The 17,726-nt window shown below is 57.9% G+C and carries 15 protein-coding genes and 1 tRNA gene; 7 read left to right on the top strand and 9 right to left on the bottom strand.

Annotated features, from left to right (window positions below; genetic code table 11):
- Positions 1 to 90: 90 nt before the first annotated feature.
- Positions 91 to 2,112, top strand: a complete 2,022-nt coding sequence (locus tag GH722_10050) for a PBP1A family penicillin-binding protein (GenBank protein ID MRG72116.1) — start codon at positions 91 to 93, stop codon at positions 2,110 to 2,112.
- Here the strand turns inward: GH722_10050 and GH722_10055 are convergent.
- The 8 genes from GH722_10055 to GH722_10090 all read right to left on the bottom strand — a co-directional run bounded on the left by GH722_10055 (position 2,051) and on the right by GH722_10090 (position 10,419).
- On the bottom strand, positions 2,051 to 3,295 hold the full coding sequence (locus GH722_10055; GenBank protein ID MRG72117.1) for a Bcr/CflA family efflux MFS transporter: 1,245 nt from the start codon (positions 3,293 to 3,295) through the stop codon (positions 2,051 to 2,053). The genes GH722_10050 and GH722_10055 overlap by 62 nt on opposite strands.
- A 26-nt stretch (positions 3,296 to 3,321) precedes the next feature.
- Positions 3,322 to 5,511 carry a mechanosensitive ion channel gene (locus GH722_10060; protein ID MRG72118.1) on the bottom strand — a complete coding sequence of 730 codons (2,190 nt, stop codon included), beginning with the start codon at positions 5,509 to 5,511 and terminating at the stop codon, positions 3,322 to 3,324.
- Positions 5,512 to 5,578: 67 nt separating this feature from the next.
- Positions 5,579 to 6,028, bottom strand: a complete 450-nt coding sequence (locus tag GH722_10065) for a low molecular weight phosphatase family protein (protein ID MRG72119.1) — start codon at positions 6,026 to 6,028, stop codon at positions 5,579 to 5,581.
- Complete coding sequence (locus GH722_10070; protein MRG72120.1) at positions 6,025 to 6,498, bottom strand: UPF0262 family protein; 474 nt, start codon at positions 6,496 to 6,498, stop codon at positions 6,025 to 6,027. Before GH722_10070 ends, GH722_10065 begins: the two co-directional genes overlap by 4 nt.
- Positions 6,499 to 6,501: 3 nt before the next feature.
- Complete coding sequence (hisD, locus tag GH722_10075; GenBank protein ID MRG72121.1) at positions 6,502 to 7,812, bottom strand: histidinol dehydrogenase; 1,311 nt, start codon at positions 7,810 to 7,812, stop codon at positions 6,502 to 6,504.
- Entirely contained in the window at positions 7,802 to 8,464 is a 663-nt protein-coding gene (locus GH722_10080) for an ATP phosphoribosyltransferase (GenBank protein ID MRG72122.1), read from the bottom strand. The genes hisD and GH722_10080 overlap by 11 nt, the downstream gene beginning before the upstream one ends.
- An 81-nt stretch (positions 8,465 to 8,545) precedes the next feature.
- On the bottom strand, positions 8,546 to 9,817 hold the full coding sequence (gene murA / locus GH722_10085) for a UDP-N-acetylglucosamine 1-carboxyvinyltransferase (GenBank protein MRG72123.1): 1,272 nt from the start codon (positions 9,815 to 9,817) through the stop codon (positions 8,546 to 8,548).
- An 86-nt stretch (positions 9,818 to 9,903) separates the two neighbouring features.
- Entirely contained in the window at positions 9,904 to 10,419 is a 516-nt protein-coding gene (locus GH722_10090; GenBank protein MRG72124.1) for a CMP deaminase, read from the bottom strand.
- 310 nt (positions 10,420 to 10,729) lie between these two features.
- Here GH722_10090 and GH722_10095 point away from each other — a divergent pair, with 310 nt between their 5' ends.
- The 4 genes from GH722_10095 (at position 10,730) to GH722_10110 (ending at position 14,010) form a co-directional block, all read left to right on the top strand.
- On the top strand, positions 10,730 to 11,530 hold the full coding sequence (locus GH722_10095; GenBank protein ID MRG72125.1) for a hypothetical protein: 801 nt from the start codon (positions 10,730 to 10,732) through the stop codon (positions 11,528 to 11,530).
- A gap of 112 nt (positions 11,531 to 11,642) precedes the next feature.
- Positions 11,643 to 11,717, top strand: a tRNA-Thr gene (locus GH722_10100).
- A 122-nt stretch (positions 11,718 to 11,839) separates the two neighbouring features.
- The gene (locus tag GH722_10105; protein MRG72126.1) at positions 11,840 to 13,297 is read left to right on the top strand and encodes a chemotaxis protein; all 1,458 of its coding nucleotides are present in this window, start codon (positions 11,840 to 11,842) and stop codon (positions 13,295 to 13,297) included.
- Between the two features lie 179 nt (positions 13,298 to 13,476).
- Positions 13,477 to 14,010 carry a hypothetical protein gene (locus GH722_10110; GenBank protein ID MRG72127.1) on the top strand — a complete coding sequence of 178 codons (534 nt, stop codon included), beginning with the start codon at positions 13,477 to 13,479 and terminating at the stop codon, positions 14,008 to 14,010.
- Here the strand turns inward: GH722_10110 and GH722_10115 are convergent, their stop codons facing one another.
- Positions 14,011 to 15,162 (bottom strand): SpoIIE family protein phosphatase, encoded by a 1,152-nt coding sequence (locus GH722_10115; protein ID MRG72128.1) that lies wholly within the window; start codon positions 15,160 to 15,162, stop codon positions 14,011 to 14,013.
- A gap of 377 nt (positions 15,163 to 15,539) precedes the next feature.
- Here GH722_10115 and GH722_10120 point away from each other — a divergent pair, with 377 nt between their 5' ends.
- Together GH722_10120 and GH722_10125 are read left to right on the top strand one after the other, a co-directional pair.
- On the top strand, positions 15,540 to 17,102 hold the full coding sequence (locus GH722_10120) for a CHAD domain-containing protein (protein MRG72129.1): 1,563 nt from the start codon (positions 15,540 to 15,542) through the stop codon (positions 17,100 to 17,102).
- On the top strand, positions 17,099 to 17,725 hold the full coding sequence (locus GH722_10125) for an AAA family ATPase (protein MRG72130.1): 627 nt from the start codon (positions 17,099 to 17,101) through the stop codon (positions 17,723 to 17,725). Before GH722_10120 ends, GH722_10125 begins: the two co-directional genes overlap by 4 nt.
- Position 17,726 lies beyond the last annotated feature (1 nt).

Below are 17,726 nucleotides of genomic sequence, written 5' to 3' on the forward strand. Positions count from 1 at the left end.
TTAACTTCAGCTCATATGCCCGTGGATTACGGCAAAACAACGGCCCGGCTTGTTAACCTGCTCCTAAAACCTTTCCTTTAGATTGGGAGAATGGCGGAGAAGTCAAAAAAACCGGGTTCCCGAACCAGAAAAACTTCGGCACGGCGTAAACCTGCCGAAACGAAGAAGAGTCGTGCCTCCGGCGCTGAGACAGCGGAGAAAACCAGACGAAAACCCAGAAAGCAGCCGGCTGCCAGAAAACGCCGTTCGGTCATTGGCCTGCTGGCAAGCTGGACGCTGGTGGCAATGATCTGGGGATCGGTTGCTGTTGGCGGTGCGCTGGTCTGGTATGGCTGGGATTTGCCGGACATTGATGAGGCAGTGGCTGAAGGTCGCCGTCCGGCTGTGACGGTGCTGGCCGGAGATGGCAGCCGTATCGTGTCGTTCGGTGATGTTTTCGGTCTGCCGGTGCAGGCGCATGAATTGCCTGCACATCTGAAGCAGGCTGTCATCGCAACCGAGGACAGGCGTTTTTATGACCATTTCGGTGTCGATCCCATCGGGATAGCCCGTGCGATGGTGACAAATCTGTCGTCCGGGCGGGTACGGCAGGGCGGCAGTACCCTGACCCAGCAGCTTGCCAAGAACCTGTTCCTCTCACCAGAGCGCACGATCAAGCGCAAGGTGCAGGAGGTCATGTTGTCGGTCTGGCTGGAACATAAATTTACCAAGGACCAGATCCTCACGATCTATCTGAACCGGGTCTATCTTGGCACGGGTGTCTATGGGGTGGATGCTGCGGCCCGCCGGTATTTCAATAAACCGGCGACAAGGCTCAGCCTGTATGAAGGTGCAGCGATTGCCGGGATGCTGAAAGCACCCAGTCGTTACAATCCGGCCGCCAGTGAGACCGCATCGCGGGAGCGCACAGCTGTCGTGCTCGACAATATGGTCAATGCCGGGTTCATCGATCCGGCAACCGCCGGCAAGGCGGCTTCCGGTCAGGGTGTGGCCAGCAGTGGTGATCCGGGCGGGCTTGCCCGGCACTTTGCGGACTGGGTGATGGACCGCGCGCCTGCCTTTGCCCCGGTCGGTGGCAAGGATCTGACAGTTATCACGACGATTGAGCCGGAATTGCAGCGCGTTGCCGAACAGATGCTGGCCGGGGCTTTGAAGAAAGAGGGCAAGGCCCGCGGCATCAGCAGCGGAGCGGTCGTGATCTTGCGTCCGGATGGGGCGATTGCCGCCATGGTCGGTGGCCCCTCCTATGCCCGCAGTCAGTATAATATGGCTGTTCAGGCACGGCGGCAGCCGGGGTCGGCTTTCAAGCCGGTGGTTTTTCTGGCGGCGCTGGAATCAGGTATGTCACCGGGAGACAGGGTTGAAGACAGACCCTTCACGCTGGGCACCTGGGCACCCCGGAATTTTGACCGCAGATTTCGCGGACCGGTCAGCCTGACAGATGCGCTGGCAGATTCCCTGAACGTACCAACGGCGCGGCTGTACAAACGGGTCGGTCATGACCGTGTTGTCGAAGTTGCCCGGCGACTGGGCTTCGTCTCTGATTTCCCGCGTGATGCGACGATTTCGCTGGGGACCGCAGATGCCAGCCTGCTGGAACTGACAACGGCCTATGCCGTCTTCGCAAATGCGGGTGGCACGGTTCTGCCTTATGGCATTCGCGAGATCAGAAGCCGGGATGGAGAAACGCTTTACCGTCGGCCGGTGACCGGCTGGAGCGCGGCCGTGAATGGCCGTCAGGTTGCGGACATGCATGCTATGCTGCGGGCTGTGATTGACCGGGGTACGGGAAAGAAGGCCCGGATCAACCGCCCTGCGGGGGGCAAGTCCGGGACCAGCCAGTCCTTCCGGGATGCCTGGTTTGTCGGGTATACCGCCGATTATGCTGCCGGCGTCTGGATGGGAGCCGGCGACAGCGGGGAAATGGACAAGGTAACCGGCGGGTCTTTACCGGCGGAGTTGTGGCGTGATCTCATGATGGTTGCTCACAAGGGGCTGCCGCCGCGAAACCTGCCGCTGCCAGCCGCACCACCGGCATCCGAGCCTGTGGTTACGGCGCCGGAGGAACCGGGTCTGCTGGATCGTCTTTTGGAACGTCTTGCATCTGGCTGAGACCGCGCGCCCGGATCAGCAGCAGATAGGCCGTCAGGCCGCTGATATTCATCAGCGAGAGCAGAAACATCATCGGCCAGGCAGTGCCGTCGAAGGTAATGCCGACAATAATCCCGGCGGTTGCACCGACAGTCATCTGGACCAGTCCCAGCAGCGAGGATGCGGCACCGGCCATTTTCGGATAGGGGGCAATGGCCGAGGCAATGCTGTTCGGCATGACCATGCCAACTGCGACGAAGACGCCGATAACAGATAATGTAATGGTAACCGGACCGTCAGCACCCAGCCCCATCGCAGCCATACCAATCAGCGACGTGACGGTACCGAACAGGACGCCTGCCAGAATCAGACTGTCTGGTCCGACCCTGCGTGACAGTCGTGCAGAGGTCAGGCTGCCCAGGACATAGCCGAGCGGGCAGGCGGAGAAATAGATCCAGAAGTCTTCCGGCGGGATGTCATAGACATCGATATAGACGAAGGACGAGCCGGAGATGAAGGTGAACAGGCTGGCAAAGATGAAGGTATTGGTCAGGCTGTAGCCAACAAACCGGCGGGCGGTTGCCAGCGCGGCAAAGTTGCGTGCCATTGCCCGCGGGTTCAGTGCGGTCGGGTCTTTGTGACGGTTGGTTTCAGCGAAGATCAGGAAGGCCATGATGACGGTCACGGCACCATAGAGTGTCAGCGCCATGAAATTTCCGGTCCAGCCGTAGAACTTGTGGATGAAGCCGCCGATGACCGGTGAAATGGCCGGGGCCAGACCCATTGCAGCACCCAGCAGGGCGAGCACGCGGGCGGACTCCCTGGGGCCGTAAATATCGCGTACGGCAGCGCGGGCAATGACGACGCCGGAACAGCCTCCGACGGCCTGAAAGAACCGGGCAATAATCAGCGTTTCGATATTCCAGGCGAAGGCACAGGCGATACTGGCCAGCGTATAGAGTGAAAATCCGATGATGACGACCGGCCGGCGGCCAAAACGATCCGACAGCGGACCGTAGATGATCTGCGACAGGGCAAAGCCGATCATGAACACGCTGAGGGTCAGCTGTGCCGTGGCGACATTGGTACTCAGGTCTGTCGTCAGCGACGGCAGTGACGGCAGGTAAAGGTCGGTGGTCACCGGCCCCATTGCTGTCAGCATTACCAGCAGGATGGTGACGATCAGGGATTTCGATTCCGGCATTCAGGAATCCAGCCGCAGGCCAGAGGTCATGTTGAGCTTTCGCTTGTGTCCGGGAGGGGACGGAAATTCGCAGGCGGGGCCGTTCCATCCTTGTCGACGCCAAAGTATATGGTCTGGTGCGGAAAGGGAATTTCGATTCCGCGGGCATCGAAGGCCTTCTTGACCCGCTTCAGGAACTCGCGTCGCACCTTCCACTGCATCATCGGTTTGGTCTGGAATTTTACGCGGATTTCAACGGCTGAATCGGCAAGGTTCTGCAATCCCATGACTTCCAGCGGGGTGAGAATCTGTGCTTTCCACTCATCTTCATCATAGATCTCCCTGCCGATCTCGCTGAGGATTTCCACGACTTCATCATAGTCTTCCCGGTAGGCGACGCCGATATCCATCATGGCGACACCGAACTCACGGCTGAGATTTGTCACCATGGTGATTTCGCCGAAGGGGATGGTATGTACCTGCCCGTCGAGGTCACGAATCCGGACGGTACGGATCGACATGCTTTCGATACGGCCAAACTGATCTGAAATGCGCACCCAGTCATTCACGGCAATGGAGTTTTCCATCAGCATGAAGACCCCGGTGATGACATCTTTCACCAGTGTCTGTGCACCAAAACCGATGGCCAGACCGACCACCCCGGCACCTGCCAGCAGGGGCGCAATATTGATGCCCAGTTCTGACAGGACGATCAGGGCAGCAAAGACCGCGAGGGCAATCCGGACAAAGTTGCGGATCAGCGGCAGCAGGGTCAGCAGGCGCTGGCTGCCGCCCCCCGCTTCCTCGGATTTGGCTTTCAGATAGCGCTCGATCCCGATGCTGACGGCTTCCCATACCAGCAGGGCAATCGCTACAGTGAAGACAATCGAGGCGAGGCTGCCGGCGAAGCCCTGGCCGGCTTCAGAGCCAAGCCAGCCGAATACATCGACGCCCCATACCTGTAATATGGGAATCAGGGCGAGTACGGTGATGATTGCAGCGCCGATCCGGTCGATTGCCGGTAAATAGCGATTGGCACGGGCTTCCAGCATGGGATAGCGGGCCCGGGTTTCATCATTCAGGCGGAACAGGCGGGTGGTCAGTCTGCGCAGACCGCCGCGCAGCAACTTCGCAGCAACGAGAATAATCAGCGTAACGGCGGTTGCCCGTGCGATGAAGGCAAACCCGTCCGGAATTTCCAGCGCCCAGACCAGATAACCGGCAATGGCATAAAGAATACCGAAGATATGCCATGAGCCGGCCAGCCGCGACCGCAGGATCGCCGATGCACCAGTGGATTCACCTTTCAGGGTTACAGCAACCGGTTCCCGGTTCTGGAGGATGAAGGCTACGGTCATCGCCAGAACCAGCAGCCCGAGCAGTTTCAGCAGCAGATTGTAGGCACCTGCCGGCAGTCCGAGCAGCAGGGCAGCTTCGGCAAAGAAGTAGCCATAGAAGATCGTGATCAGGAAACGCCGCACCCAGATATAGAGATAATTCGCGGTCTCATCCGTGAACGGAATCAGGCGCAGATTGCTGACCCTGGGGCTCAGGACGATCTGACCGATGACCGTACCGATCCGTACAAACAGATTGGAATTGATGACGGTCAGCAGCAACAACCGCGGGACGGGCTCCGGATTGAACAGCGACAGCACACCGAAGGCGGCACCGGCGAAAGCCAGAACCGGGGGCAGTTTCAGGAGCAGACGTCCGACGACATATATGACCCGGAACAGGGTCTGCTCGCCTTCCTTGGCTTCCATGGCACGCAGCGGACGTGCCAGCAGTCTGACCACAATCCATTCGGCAGCCAGTGCAGCAACAAGGACGGCACCGATCATGGTCAGCAGGGACAGCCAGAAACTCCGGTTATCCTCACGTCCCAGTTCGTTGACCATGTTGATGGTCATATCCGGCAGGCGTATCAGCAGGTTTGCCGACTGCGTCACCTGCTGCCCGAAGCGCTCTGCCGTCGTGGAAACGACAGACAACAGAGAGGCGATGCCCGACACGACACCGCCGGCCGGCTTGTCTTCGCTTTCCGATTGCGCCGCTTCCAGCTTTTCAACCAGCGCTGCCCGTGCCGCATCGTCCTTGAGAACCTGCAGCAATGCTTCGACAGCCTTGTCAGGTAGCGGTGCGTCCTGGGTTGATTGTGCGGCCAGTGGCAAACTGACGGACAGCATCAGAACGAAAGACAGAAGGGCGGGGAGAAGACGGGTCATGACTGTCATCGGTTTAAATCGTTCAATGTCGGGACGGCATTATGCCGCAGGTGGTGCAGGTAAGCCAACGGACTGCTCAGGGTGCAGGTGCCAGCGGGAATTGCTCCTTGATCCGGGTCATCAGCTGATCGCGAACCAGACGATAGGCATTCAGCTTTTCCTCGCGCGGAGCGTCTTCGGGCAGGACCGAAGGATCAAAGGTATTCCAGAACAGGACTTCGCAGGCCATCGTGCGGGTCATTTCGACAGCGCGGTGTTGTGCTTCAGGGGACAGGGTGATGACGTAATCGAAGGAAGAATCAGCCAGATCATCAAATGTCTTGCTGTGATGACGGCTGAGGTCAATGCCGATTTCGTCCATTACCGTGATGGCAAATCCGTCAACCACGCCGGCAGACCGTACACCGACGGAATCGACATAGATACGTCGGCCATGCAGATGCTTCATGATCGCTTCCGCCATCGGCGAACGGATGACATTCATGGTGCAGGAAAACAGAACAGCCCCGGGCGTATCCACCTTCAACCCCGGATGTGAAGAACGCAGATCAGGGTGAACAACCTCCGGGCGGTATCGAAATCAATATCGATCTTGCCGTTCAGCTGTTCCTGCAGAACCACCGAGCCGTCATTGTGCAACCCGCGTCGTCCCATATCGATAGCCTCGATCTTTGAGGGAGTCGCGGTGCGGATGGCGTCGTAATAGCTTTCGCAGACGAGGAAATAATCCTTCACGATCCGCCGGAACGGGCGCAGCGGCATGGCAATTTCGCTGACCGTTTCTTCCGTTTCGGTGCTGATATGAAAGACCAGCCGGTTCTCGCTGATGCCAAGTTTCAGCCGGTAAGGCCCTCCCTGGTGGCCGACGGGAGCAAAGCTGTTGGATTCGATCAGGTCAAAAATCGCAACGGCGCGCTCGTGCTCGACCTCCGGCTTGCGGCGGACAACGGTCTTCTCGTCGAGGACGATATCGATGATCCGCTGCCGGTCGGACAAGGTTCAGCTCCCGCCGCTGCGGTTGAGTCGGATAGAGACGGAACGGGCGTGGGCCGTCAGCCCTTCTGCATCGGCCAGGGCAATCGCTGCGGGGGCCAGTTTCTGCAGTGACTCCGGCGAACAGGAGAGGATCGATGTGCGCTTGAAGAAATCGAGAACGCCAAGCCCGGAGGAGAAACGGGCACTGCGGGCTGTTGGCAGGACATGGTTCGGCCCGCCGACATAGTCACCAATTGCTTCCGGTGTGTGACGCCCGACAAAGATCGACCCGGCATTGCGGATGGCATTGCAAAGTTCTTCAGCCCGTTCGCTGTCGACAGCCAGTTCCAGATGTTCCGGTGCTATCCGGTCGGTCAGCGGAACAGCCTGACGCAGGTTCTCGACGAGAATGATGGCGCCGTGATTATTCCAGCTTTCCCGGGCAATGGCCTCACGGCCCAATGTGCCGAGCTGGCGTTCCACTTCGGCTTTAACGGCTTCAGCACAATCCGGTGAGTCCGTAATCAGGATCGACTGGGCGGCGGTGTCATGTTCGGCCTGGCTCAACAGATCGGCGGCCAGCCATGCCGGATCGTTTTCACCATCAGCGATGACAAGAATTTCCGAAGGACCGGCCACCATGTCGATGCCGACCGTTCCGAATACCTGACGTTTGGCCTCGGCTACCCAGGCGTTGCCGGGGCCGACGATCTTGTCGACTGCGGGGATGCTTTCGGTACCGAAAGCCAGTGCGCCAACCGCCTGTGCGCCGCCGATACGATAAATCTCTTCCACCCCGGCAATGCGGGCGGCAGCCAGAACCAGTGGATTCAGCACGCCGTCAGGAGCCGGGACAACCATTGCAATACGGGGCACGCCGGCAACACGGGCCGGCAGGGCATTCATCAGAACGGAGCTTGGATAGCTTGCCGTACCACCGGGAACATAAAGGCCAACCGCCCCAACCGGGGTCCAGCGTGAGCCGAGACGGACACCGGCATCATCGGTCACTTCGAAATCCGTCGGGCGTTGCCGTTCGTGATAGGCAATGATGCGGTCACGGGCCAGTTCCAGCGCCGACAGAATGTCCGGCGTTACCGAGGCAATAGCGAGATTGATTTCGTCCTGACTGACCCGCATGGCCTCCGGCGTCAGTTCAACCCGGTCGAATTTCTTCGTATAGTCAAACAGGGCGGCATCGCCGCGTTCGCGGACGTCGGCCAGAACATTGCGCACAGTTTCCCGGACATCCTCATCGGTTTCCCGTTTGGCATGCAGCAGGTGCGTGAAATCCTGTTCGAAGCTTACGTCGCGGCTGTTCAGTTCAACTGGCATCAAGGGCCTCACGGAAACGGTCAATCCAGCGGTTGATCTCATCCGAGCGGGTTTTCAGTGCCGGACGGTTGACGATCAGCCGGGACGATATGTCGGCAATGACTTCGACTTCCACAAGGCCATTAGCCTTTAATGTGGCTCCCGAGGAGACAAGGTCGACGATCCGGCGGCAGAGACCCAGAGACGGCGCCAGTTCCATCGCCCCGTTCAGCTTGATGCATTCTGCCTGCACGCCACGGGAGGCAAAATGGCGGCGGGTGATCTCCGGATATTTGGTTGCGACGCGAACATGACTCCAGGTCGAGGGGTCTTCGTCCCGAACCAGCTGTTCCGGTGCAGCGACAGACAGGCGGCATCCGCCGATACCGAGATCCAGCGGTGCATAGAGTTCCGAGTAATTGAATTCCATGATGACATCAGACCCGGCAATACCGAGCTGTGCCGCACCGAAGGCGACAAAGGTCGCAACATCGAATGAGCGGACCCGGATCAGGTCGACCCGCGGGTCGTCGGTATGGAAACGGAGGGCGCGGCTTTTCTTGTCCGTGAAGGCAGGTTCCGGCCGGATACCGGCACGGGCCAGCAACGGCATGGCTTCTTCGAGGATCCGGCCTTTCGGCAGGGCGATGACGATCTTGTCTTCTGAGACCACGATGTTTTTCCGACTCCACTACAGGTGGGCGGTTTCCTAACGCCAATTCGCCGGATATTCCAGCGTCGAAGCCGGTTTTCGTCAGGCAGCGACCCGTTCGATATCTGCGCCACAGGCTGCCAGCTTGGCTTCGACCCGCTCATAACCACGATCCAGATGGTAGACGCGGTTGATGACCGTCTCACCCTCGGCAGCAAGTCCGGCCAGAACCAGCGAGATGGAAGCCCGCAGATCTGTGGCCATGACCTGTGCGCCCTGCAGCTTGTCGACACCGCGGACAATCGCTGAATGGCCGTGCACATTGATATTGGCACCCATCCGGCAAAGCTCCGGTACATGCATGAACCGGTTTTCGAAAATGGTTTCTGTAATCATCGACGCCCCGCTGGCCAGTGTCGTCAGGGCCATGATCTGTGCCTGCATGTCGGTCGGGAAGCCGGGATAGGGTTCAGTCATCACATCAATGCCCTGCATCCGGCTGTTCGGCGCTGCCACACGGATGCCATCAGCTTCCTCGGTGATGCGTGCGCCAGCGCGGGTCAGGGTGTCACTGACGGCCTGAATGAGTTCCAGCCTGCTGCCGGTCAGCAGGATATCTCCACCGGTCAGTGCGGCTGCGACAGCATAGCTGCCGGTTTCGATCCGGTCCGGCACGATGCTGTGCGTGCAGCCGCCAAGCGTCGCCTGGCCCCTGATTTTAAGAGTGTCGGTGCCGATGCCTGTAATGTCGGCACCCATTGCAACGAGACATTCCGCCAGATCACCGACTTCCGGTTCGCGGGCGGCGTTGGCCAGAATGGTTTCGCCATCGGCCAGTGAAGCGGCCATCAGAAGGTTTTCTGTGGCACCGACAGAAACCATCGGAAAGACCACCCGCGCACCCTTCAGGCCATTCGGTGCGGTGGCATGTATATAGCCTTCTTCAAGGCTGATGGTGGCGCCGAGTGCTTCCAGCGCGGTCAGGTGCAGGTCAACCGGCCGGGTGCCGATGGCGCAGCCGCCAGGCAGGGAAACCCGGGCTTCACCAAACCGGGCCAGCAGCGGACCGAGTACAAGGACCGATGCCCGCATCTTGCGCACGAGATCATAAGGGGCCGTCGTGTTGTTCACGCCGGCGGCGACGATGCGGCAGCTTGCATCGCCATTTTCGCCGGTGATGTCGACTTCTGCACCATGCTGTCGCAGCAATTGCGCCAGCGTGTCGATGTCGGCCAGTCGCGGCAGGTTGGTAAAAGTGACGGGCTTGTCGGTCAGCAATGCCGATGTCAGCAGTGGCAGGGCAGCGTTTTTTGCACCGCCGATCTGAATATTGCCGTGCAGGGGGCGCCCGCCCCGGATTCGAATGCGATCCATATTATATCCTGTCCGCGAAAAAGAGATGATTGAAACGGGAGGCTGTTGATAAGGTTTCAGCCCTGTATGGCAAGAAAAAGGCGTGATCAGGCAAGGTCGACGTCATCGCCGTCGAACACGGTTCGGATTTCCGCCACCGAACCATCCCAGTAGCGGACATGGATTCCGCATTCCTGAAAGATGACACTGGAAGCACGGTGATTTTCCTTCGCCTGCTCCTGCTTATGGTTGCCGGGATGTGCGGCATGCAGGATGACCTCGCTGACACCGCACTGAACAATACCGCGTGCGCAGTCCGAACAGGGCATGAAGGGCAGATAAATACGACACCCCTTGAGGGATTGCCCCATGCGGGCGGCGTTGTAGATGGCGTTGCGCTCGGCATGTTCAAAAAACAGATGCTTGGCGGGGCGCACATACCGTTCAGAGACCTGATCATTCATCCCGCGGGGAAATGAATTGTAGCCGGTCGAGCGGATTTCATTGTCCGGTCCGACCACAACAGCACCAACCTTGGTCCGCGGATCCTTGCTTTTCATACCCACCAGATAGGCGAGGCTCATGAAATAAGTGTCCCAGTCGATCTCCGGATTGGCGATCATGTTTCTGTATCCCCGTTGCCCCGGTTTCCAGGTTTGCTGTCCTGGGATTTTGCCTTGCGGCGACGGAGATTGTCACGGAGCGCGACAGCCAGGCGTGCCTCGCGTTCCAGTTCGGATCGGCTTTTGCCGGTTTTCGGCTGCTGCCGGGGTTTTTTCTGACTGTCGTTCATGAAACCTGACCCAACTGTTATCGGCGTGGCTGTCAAGGAAAATACTGGCTATTTACTGACAATTGTGTATATTACGTAAACATCAGCACCAGAAAGCGTGCTGCTTTTGTATAGACCTTTGTAGAAGACGGAGGGTCATTATGTCTGAAGATATTCCCAGCCGGCCGACGCCGCCCGCAGAATTTGCACGGCTGTCGAGCCAAAATACTGTTCTTGCTGACCGGTTGAATGCCGATATCGCTGCATCCCAGCAGCGTGCGCAAACGACAGGTGACCGGTTCAACCGCAATGATGAAGCACAGATTGATCTGAGCCCGGCAGGCCGGGAGGCGCTGGCCGCATCTCAGGCTGTCGCTGACGTGGATAACAATAACCAGCAATCCTTCAACAGCACCAAAGACGACAATGACGAAGCCGCACGCTTCGCTGCCGTCCTGCGAGACCGGGCTGCCCGGAGCGAACGCGAAACTGCGCGTGAACAGCCGGATGAAAACCGGCAGGCGGAGCAGACTGAAGACAGCAGGAAAGATAACCCGGTTGATGCCGCGGTACATCTGAGCCCGGCTGAAATTGTCGGTACGGCTGATGCTGTTGCACGTCTGGACCGGAATGAAGATGGCCGGATCAACCGGGCCGAACAGGCGCGTGTTCTGCGGGAACGCCAGACGGGTGGCGATGCCCGGCTGCGTCTGTATCAGCAGACATCGAATCTGGCGGGTGCCAAGGATACCGACATTATCGAAGATCCGGTGCCCGATACGGATAAAAACCTGACTGGTTTTGCCTCCGAAAAGGCCGAACAGCAGACCGATGCAACACGGCAGCAGCCGGTCTATCGCGAACCGGAAAAGATTTATGAAGAGGTTGCCGAAACGACTGAAGAGGCCGAGAAAATCTCTGCCAAAGCCGTTGAGCCGCCCAACGCCGGTTTCGCCGCCTGATTTCGGTTCCGGGGCTATTCATCTGACCGACAGAATTTATCTGCAAAAACAGGTAACCTATGGACTTGCGGAGCATGAATGCCTGTGGCATGTTCCGCGCCCTCCACACCCGGCCGCCATAGCTCAGGGGTAGAGCGCACCCTTGGTAAGGGTGAGGTCGAAAGTTCGATTCTTTCTGGCGGCACCATTTTTCCTCAGTTTTCTGTTTTAAATTTCGTCCGGGCTGCCGGCGGCATATGTATTTCTACGGATCGACGCCGGTATTCAGACGGCCTATCACTGTGCGGTAAACGTCAGGAAAATTGAGTCATGGAAGCTCTCGCAAATATCCGGCAGCAGGCTGCCAATGTTCTTGTCCCGTTTCTCTGGGTCCATTCGGCGCTGATTGTTCTCGCCGGTTTTCATGCGGGAAATGACTGGACTGGGTCTCTGGTCGCGTCGGTGATTTTCTGCGTCGTGGCGACGCTGGCCTGGCGACTGCCTTCCTGTCCGCGGATCATCATGCGGGTTATTACGGCTGTGGCCCTGATGGGGCAGGTCATGTTGCTGGTCTATATGTATCGCAATCATCCGTGGCAGATTGATCTGCATATGTATTTCTTTGCCGGTCTCGCGATGCTGGCATTTTTCTGTGACGTGACGGTTCTTCTGGCAGCGGCAGCTGTGGTGGCCGTTCATCATCTGTCGCTGAATTTCGTTCTGCCGACCTGCATTTTTCCCGATGGGGCCAATTTCTTCCGGGTGGTGCTCCATGCAGTGATTGTCGTTGCGGAAACTCTGGTGCTGTTGGTTCTCGTCATCCGTCTGAACCGGAATTTTCTTGCAGCCGACGTTTCGATGTCTGAGCTGAAAGCAGCTGGCGAGAGTATCAGGGCAGAACAGGCCCGCGCACAGGAGGTTGAGAACGAGGCACGTATTCAGCGGGTCCAGACACGTCAGGAACTCGCGGGTAATATTGAGCAGTCAATTGGCAGTGCGATTGGCCGGATTGCCGGAACATCTGACGATGTCCGGCGCACGGCGGGTACAGTGAAAGATGTTTCCAGAGAAACGGCAGAGCAGGCTGGCGAGGTCTCCCGTTCGGTGAATGCGGCATCTGATCGTGTTGCCGGTATCGCCGCGGCCATGGAGGAAATGAATGCCTCTGTCGCCGAAATAGCCCGTCAGGTCGCAACTTCTGCGGAAGTCGCGCGGGAGGCAGAAACGGAAGCAGGTTCTGCAATGGGGCAGGTCCGTGATCTGGATGCGAGTTCGCACAAGATTGGCCATGTGGTTCAGCTGATTACCGATATTGCCGAGCAGACCAACCTGCTGGCCCTGAATGCGACAATCGAGGCCGCACGTGCAGGGGATGCCGGTAAGGGGTTCGCCGTGGTCGCCAATGAGGTGAAGAACCTTGCAACCCAGACCGCGAAAGCGACCAAGGATATTGCCGAACAGGTCGGCTCCATTCAGTCGGCAACCGGTGTGACGGTTGAGGCCATCGAGCATATCAACGCGACAATTAATCGTATGAATGAAATTTCCGGCACAATTTCTGCTGCCGTCGAGGAGCAGGAAGCGGCTAACCGGGAAATTTCCTCAGGCGTTCAGGACGCCGCTAATGAAACGGCGATCATTGCGCAGGGTGTGGGGGCACTGGCTGATGCTGCCGGACAGCTCGACCAGACCGCAGCCGAACTGGATGAAGCTGCATCCTCCCTCGCGTCCGAAACCGATGGAGTCCGGCAGGATCTCGGCAGCTTTGTGGAAAAGCTGCGCTCTTGACACTGAAGAGAGCCACTTCTATTGCTGATAGATTTCTTTCTGTAATCTATTTTAAGTGGTGAATGATGAGAATTCTGTCGGCGTTTGTCCTGCTTGTCTTGTTGACAGGTTGCCAGTCCCATATCGGCAAGGGGCCGATTACCCTCTCCCCCACTGTGCAGAGTCATATCGCAAAAGCGATGGAAGATTCTACAGTCAGCTATATTGCGGTTTCTGAAGACGGGCAAAGAGTTGGCTGGGCATATTGCCCGGCGGGATATGCCTCGGTTTGCAGCGGGAACAACGGAGCTGTCGTTGCGATCAACAGCTGCGAACGCAGTGGCAAAAAGTGCTATATTTACGCAAATGGAAAAACTGTCCTGTGGGACAAGTCTGCGCCGGCGTCTGAGGACTCCTATGGGTCAAAGCTTTCCAGCCAGCCCTGGAAGGAATTTGTGCTGACTGTGCCAGGTGGTGCGTCTGACATCTCCGGGCCGGTTACATGGAACGCCAGTCAGGTTTACGGTGAATTCTCCGTTGAGTCTGAAGATAGGGGCTACCGGGGATGTGCCGGGGAAATCACCCGGAGGTTGTCGGCAACGACCGGGCGCTGGCAATTATATTGCGCAAGTGGCCAGTCGTACGCGGGGGCTGTGGATTTCAGCGATTCGAAAGTCCTGAAGGGTGTTGGCTCTTCGCCGACAGGCGAGACCGTCAAAATCAGGATAGAGTGATCAGGCTGTCCGGCAGAGCGCGAGGCAGGTGATATCGTCTGCCGGGTCAGCACCACCGATATGGTGGTTGAGGCTCTGCATCGCACTGCCGACGACATCGGCAGCTGACGACCCGTCGGCCTGCTCTGACAGCAGGCGAATCAGCCGTGAGGTTTCAAACCGTTCACCGGCATCGTCGCGGGCATCGATGGCGCCGTCTGTATAGATAATCAGCCGGTCACCGGCTGCCAGCGAGGCAGATCGTGTTTCGTAAGGCAGACCGGACTGAACGCCGGCAATAACTCCGTCCGGATTGTCCAGCCGGTCGATCCCGCCACCACGACGCCGGATGATCGGCAGGTCATGTCCGGCATTGGCAAATTCCAGATCGCCGCTGGCCGGGTCATAGACCGCATAGAACAGGGTGACGAGCATATTTGCCGGTTCCTGATCGGCAATCTGATCGTTGACCCGGTGCAGGCATTCGCCGGGCGTGCAGCCGGAAAGAGCTGTTGCCTTCAGCATGGTGCGTGCAATGGCCATAAACAGGGCGGCGGGTACGCCTTTACCGGCGATATCACCGACGACCAGCCCGATACGGGCGTCCGGCAGATGAAAAACGTCATAGAAATCACCGCCGACAGCCCGCGCCGGATGCATTTCTGCATGGACCTCATAGCGGTCATCTTTTGGAAACTGTCGCGGCAGAATGCTTTGCTGGAGCCGCCTTGCAACTTCCAGCTCACGCCGGATGGAGGTCAGTTCCATTTCCTGCTTTTCCGCGTCACGGAGCAGGGCAACATGTTCAATCGTTTTGTTCAGCGTGATTTCCAGATCCTGGAAGTCGATCGGTTTGGTGACAAAATCAAAAGCACCGGAATTCATGGCACTGCGGATATTGTCCATATCGCCGTAAGCGGAAACCACGACAGCCTTGATATCAGGCCGTATGTCAGCCAGTTCGTTCAGCAGGGCGAGGCCATCCATGCGGGGCATGTTGATATCGGTCAGCAGCACATCAATGGCAGGGTTCTCGACCAGCGTCTGCAGGGCATGCTCGCCGTTTGCGGCAAACAGAAAGTTCAGTTCACCCGAGCGGATACGCCGCCGGAATCGCTGGCGGACAAGCATCTCGAAATCAGGTTCATCATCGGCAACCAGGATGGTTGGCATATTGATCTGTCTTGTTGCTGGTAGGGGTGAAATGGCCATGGAAAGCGCGAAAGTACAACTCTGTATTAGGTCTCAGGCTTGTGGCATCAATTTGACGATCAGCAAGGTCATCTCACGGAGGCCGCAGTATTCCTGATTTTACAGCACCGGGCAGCCCCCACCATTCTCTCCTGATGACATTTCCCGGATTTTACCACTGTCACGGGCAGTGTCCCGGTTTCGGACTGACGATCAGGATAACCAGAGAAAATGGACGATGTTGCCGTTGTTACTGACCATCGTGCAGACCAGTTCAGCACTGTTGTTTGAGGCCGAACAAATTCTCTGCGTGATTTCGATTCATTCCACAGCTAAAACTTTATCTATAGATATTATCTATGAAGGTTTTATTACACGTGACCAATTCATCAGTGACTGAGACTGAGCTCAAGCTTTCAATTGATCCGAAAAAGTTAAGGGATATTGCGTCTGTCATTCCAGCGGGATGGGAGATGGGGAAGCCGAAGACCAGAAAACTCATCAATACCTATTACGACACTGATGACCTTCGCTTCCTGAAGGCCGGTTGCTCCCTGCGTGTCCGTGAAACCGGCGGGCGGTTCATTCAGACCATCAAGTCGGACTCCGGTTCGGATGTGTTGCATCGCAGGCTGGAGCAGAATCGCGAACTTACGGACAGCACCATTACGGCTCCGACAATTGATGACCCGAAGCTGGCAGAACAGATCGGCTTTCTGTTTCCTGATGGTCTGGTGATGATCTTTTCAAACCAGTTCGAACGCCGGTCGGTGGAACTGACCTGTACAGATACCGGGACCCTTGTCGAAGTGGCCTTCGACAAGGGGGTGGTCCGGTCAGGGCGGCAGCAACAGCCTTTCGCGGAAGTTGAAATCGAGCTTCTGGAAGGCAAGCCGGCCGATCTCTACCGGCTTGCGCAGCAGTTTCTCGAAAGCGGTCCGCTGTATCTGAGCGGCGAGACGAAGTCGTCGCGGGGTTACAGACTGGCACGGAATATTCTGCCGGATTACAGGCTGGCAGGTGCGCCGGTGCTGGAAGCGGATATCTCCATCGGGGCGGCGATGCGGACAATCTTCAAGGATTGTTTCAGTCAGTGGATGGCCAATCAGGCTGCGCTGCTCTCGGATCATGATCCGGAAGCCGTGCATCAGATGCGGGTCGCGTTACGACGCTTCCGGTCTGCCTTGTCTCTTCTTTCAGACTATCTGCCGGAGGCAGAAGCCAGTCGTATAGGGCGTGAGGTGAGATGGATTGCAGATGCTCTGGGGCCGGCCCGTGATCTGGATGTCTTCATGGGGGAAATCCTGACCGGGACTGCGGATGGGGCCCTGACGCCGGACATTCTGGAGCCATTGCGGGATGCGGCGGGGGCAGCCCGTAACCGGCGCCGGACCGTGATGCGCCGCGCGCTAACCTCTCGCCGGTATACGTCGGCGGCATTGTCCATCGGGCTGTGGATTGAGACGCTGGGCACGATCGGTCTGCCTGACAAAGCCACGAGTACGGCGGTGTCTGAGGTGGCGGACCGGGTGCTTACAGCACAATGGCAGCGGGTTCTTAAACGCGGAAAGAAATTTGAGAATCTGGATTATGACAGCCGTCACCTGGTTCGGATCGCGCTCAAGAAACTGCGTTATGCGAATGAGTTTTTCCAAAGCCTGTACAAGCGCGAGAAGGCCCGGAGTTATGGCCGGAAGCTGTCCGGATTACAGGACGATCTTGGGTTCATGAATGACGTGGCAATGTCGATGCAGCTTTGCGAAGATCTGTGCCGGGCTGACCCGGAGAATGCATCGCTTGCCGCGGCCCGCGGATTTCTGCTGGGCTGGCAGCAATATCGTCTGCACCATGATAATGCGGGCATGGTTGCACACTGGCGAGCGTTCGAACGCGCCAAACCCTATTGGGAGACCGGCGAATGATTTCGATTCTGGTGGCAAATGCCAAAGGCGGATGCGGGAAGACAACCATCGCGACCAATCTGGCCGCAGCTTATGCCAGCCGGGGCTTTCAGACCTTGCTGATTGATGCGGACAGGCAACAAAGCTCCCGGCAATGGTGTGCCCTGCGCCGGGCGGAACAGCCGCCAATTACCTGTCAGAAGTGGCGTGATGATCTGAAGCTTCCGAAGGGTGCTGGTCAGCGGGTGATTGTTGATGCGCCGGCGGGTGTCAGGACCAGGGCCTTTGCTGCCCTGCTGGAAAAGTGTGATCTCGCGATTGTGCCGATTCTGCCATCCGGTTTCGATATTACTGCGAGTGAACGACTGCTGGACCGGGTCGACAAGCTGAAGCCTGTCCGCAAGGGCCGCAAGCCGGTGGCTGTGGTGGTGAACCGGTTCCGCAAGGGAACCAGGTCGGGGAACCAGCTGCTGGAAAGACTGGAAGAAACCGGTCGGACACCGACGGCAATCATCAGCGACCGCGCGGTCTACCCGGATTTTGCGGGGACCGGTGAAGGCATTTTTGAGAAAACAGGACGGAATTTTCTGCCGCTGGTCCGCGAGTGGGAACCGTTGATCCGGTTTATCGAATCCTTTGCCTAGC

The organism is Alphaproteobacteria bacterium HT1-32, assembly GCA_009649675.1.
In the GTDB taxonomy this organism is placed as follows: domain Bacteria; phylum Pseudomonadota; class Alphaproteobacteria; order Rhodospirillales; family HT1-32; genus HT1-32.

Bases quoted from the DNA above. Each gene is read 5' to 3' on its own strand.
- GH722_10125 (MRG72130.1), top strand. From the start codon at position 17,099: ATGATTTCGATTCTGGTGGCAAATGCCAAAGGCGGATGCGGGAAGACA.
- hisD (MRG72121.1), bottom strand. From the start codon at position 7,812: ATGCCAGTTGAACTGAACAGCCGCGACGTAAGCTTCGAACAGGATTTC.
- murA (MRG72123.1), bottom strand. From the start codon at position 9,817: ATGGATCGCATTCGAATCCGGGGCGGGCGCCCCCTGCACGGCAATATT.
- GH722_10060 (MRG72118.1), bottom strand. From the start codon at position 5,511: ATGACAGTCATGACCCGTCTTCTCCCCGCCCTTCTGTCTTTCGTTCTG.
- GH722_10095 (MRG72125.1), top strand. From the start codon at position 10,730: ATGTCTGAAGATATTCCCAGCCGGCCGACGCCGCCCGCAGAATTTGCA.
- GH722_10105 (MRG72126.1), top strand. From the start codon at position 11,840: ATGGAAGCTCTCGCAAATATCCGGCAGCAGGCTGCCAATGTTCTTGTC.
- GH722_10115 (MRG72128.1), bottom strand. From the start codon at position 15,162: ATGCCAACCATCCTGGTTGCCGATGATGAACCTGATTTCGAGATGCTT.
- GH722_10050 (MRG72116.1), top strand. From the start codon at position 91: ATGGCGGAGAAGTCAAAAAAACCGGGTTCCCGAACCAGAAAAACTTCG.
- GH722_10090 (MRG72124.1), bottom strand. From the start codon at position 10,419: ATGATCGCCAATCCGGAGATCGACTGGGACACTTATTTCATGAGCCTC.
- GH722_10110 (MRG72127.1), top strand. From the start codon at position 13,477: ATGGAAGATTCTACAGTCAGCTATATTGCGGTTTCTGAAGACGGGCAA.
- GH722_10120 (MRG72129.1), top strand. From the start codon at position 15,540: ATGAAGGTTTTATTACACGTGACCAATTCATCAGTGACTGAGACTGAG.
- GH722_10055 (MRG72117.1), bottom strand. From the start codon at position 3,295: ATGCCGGAATCGAAATCCCTGATCGTCACCATCCTGCTGGTAATGCTG.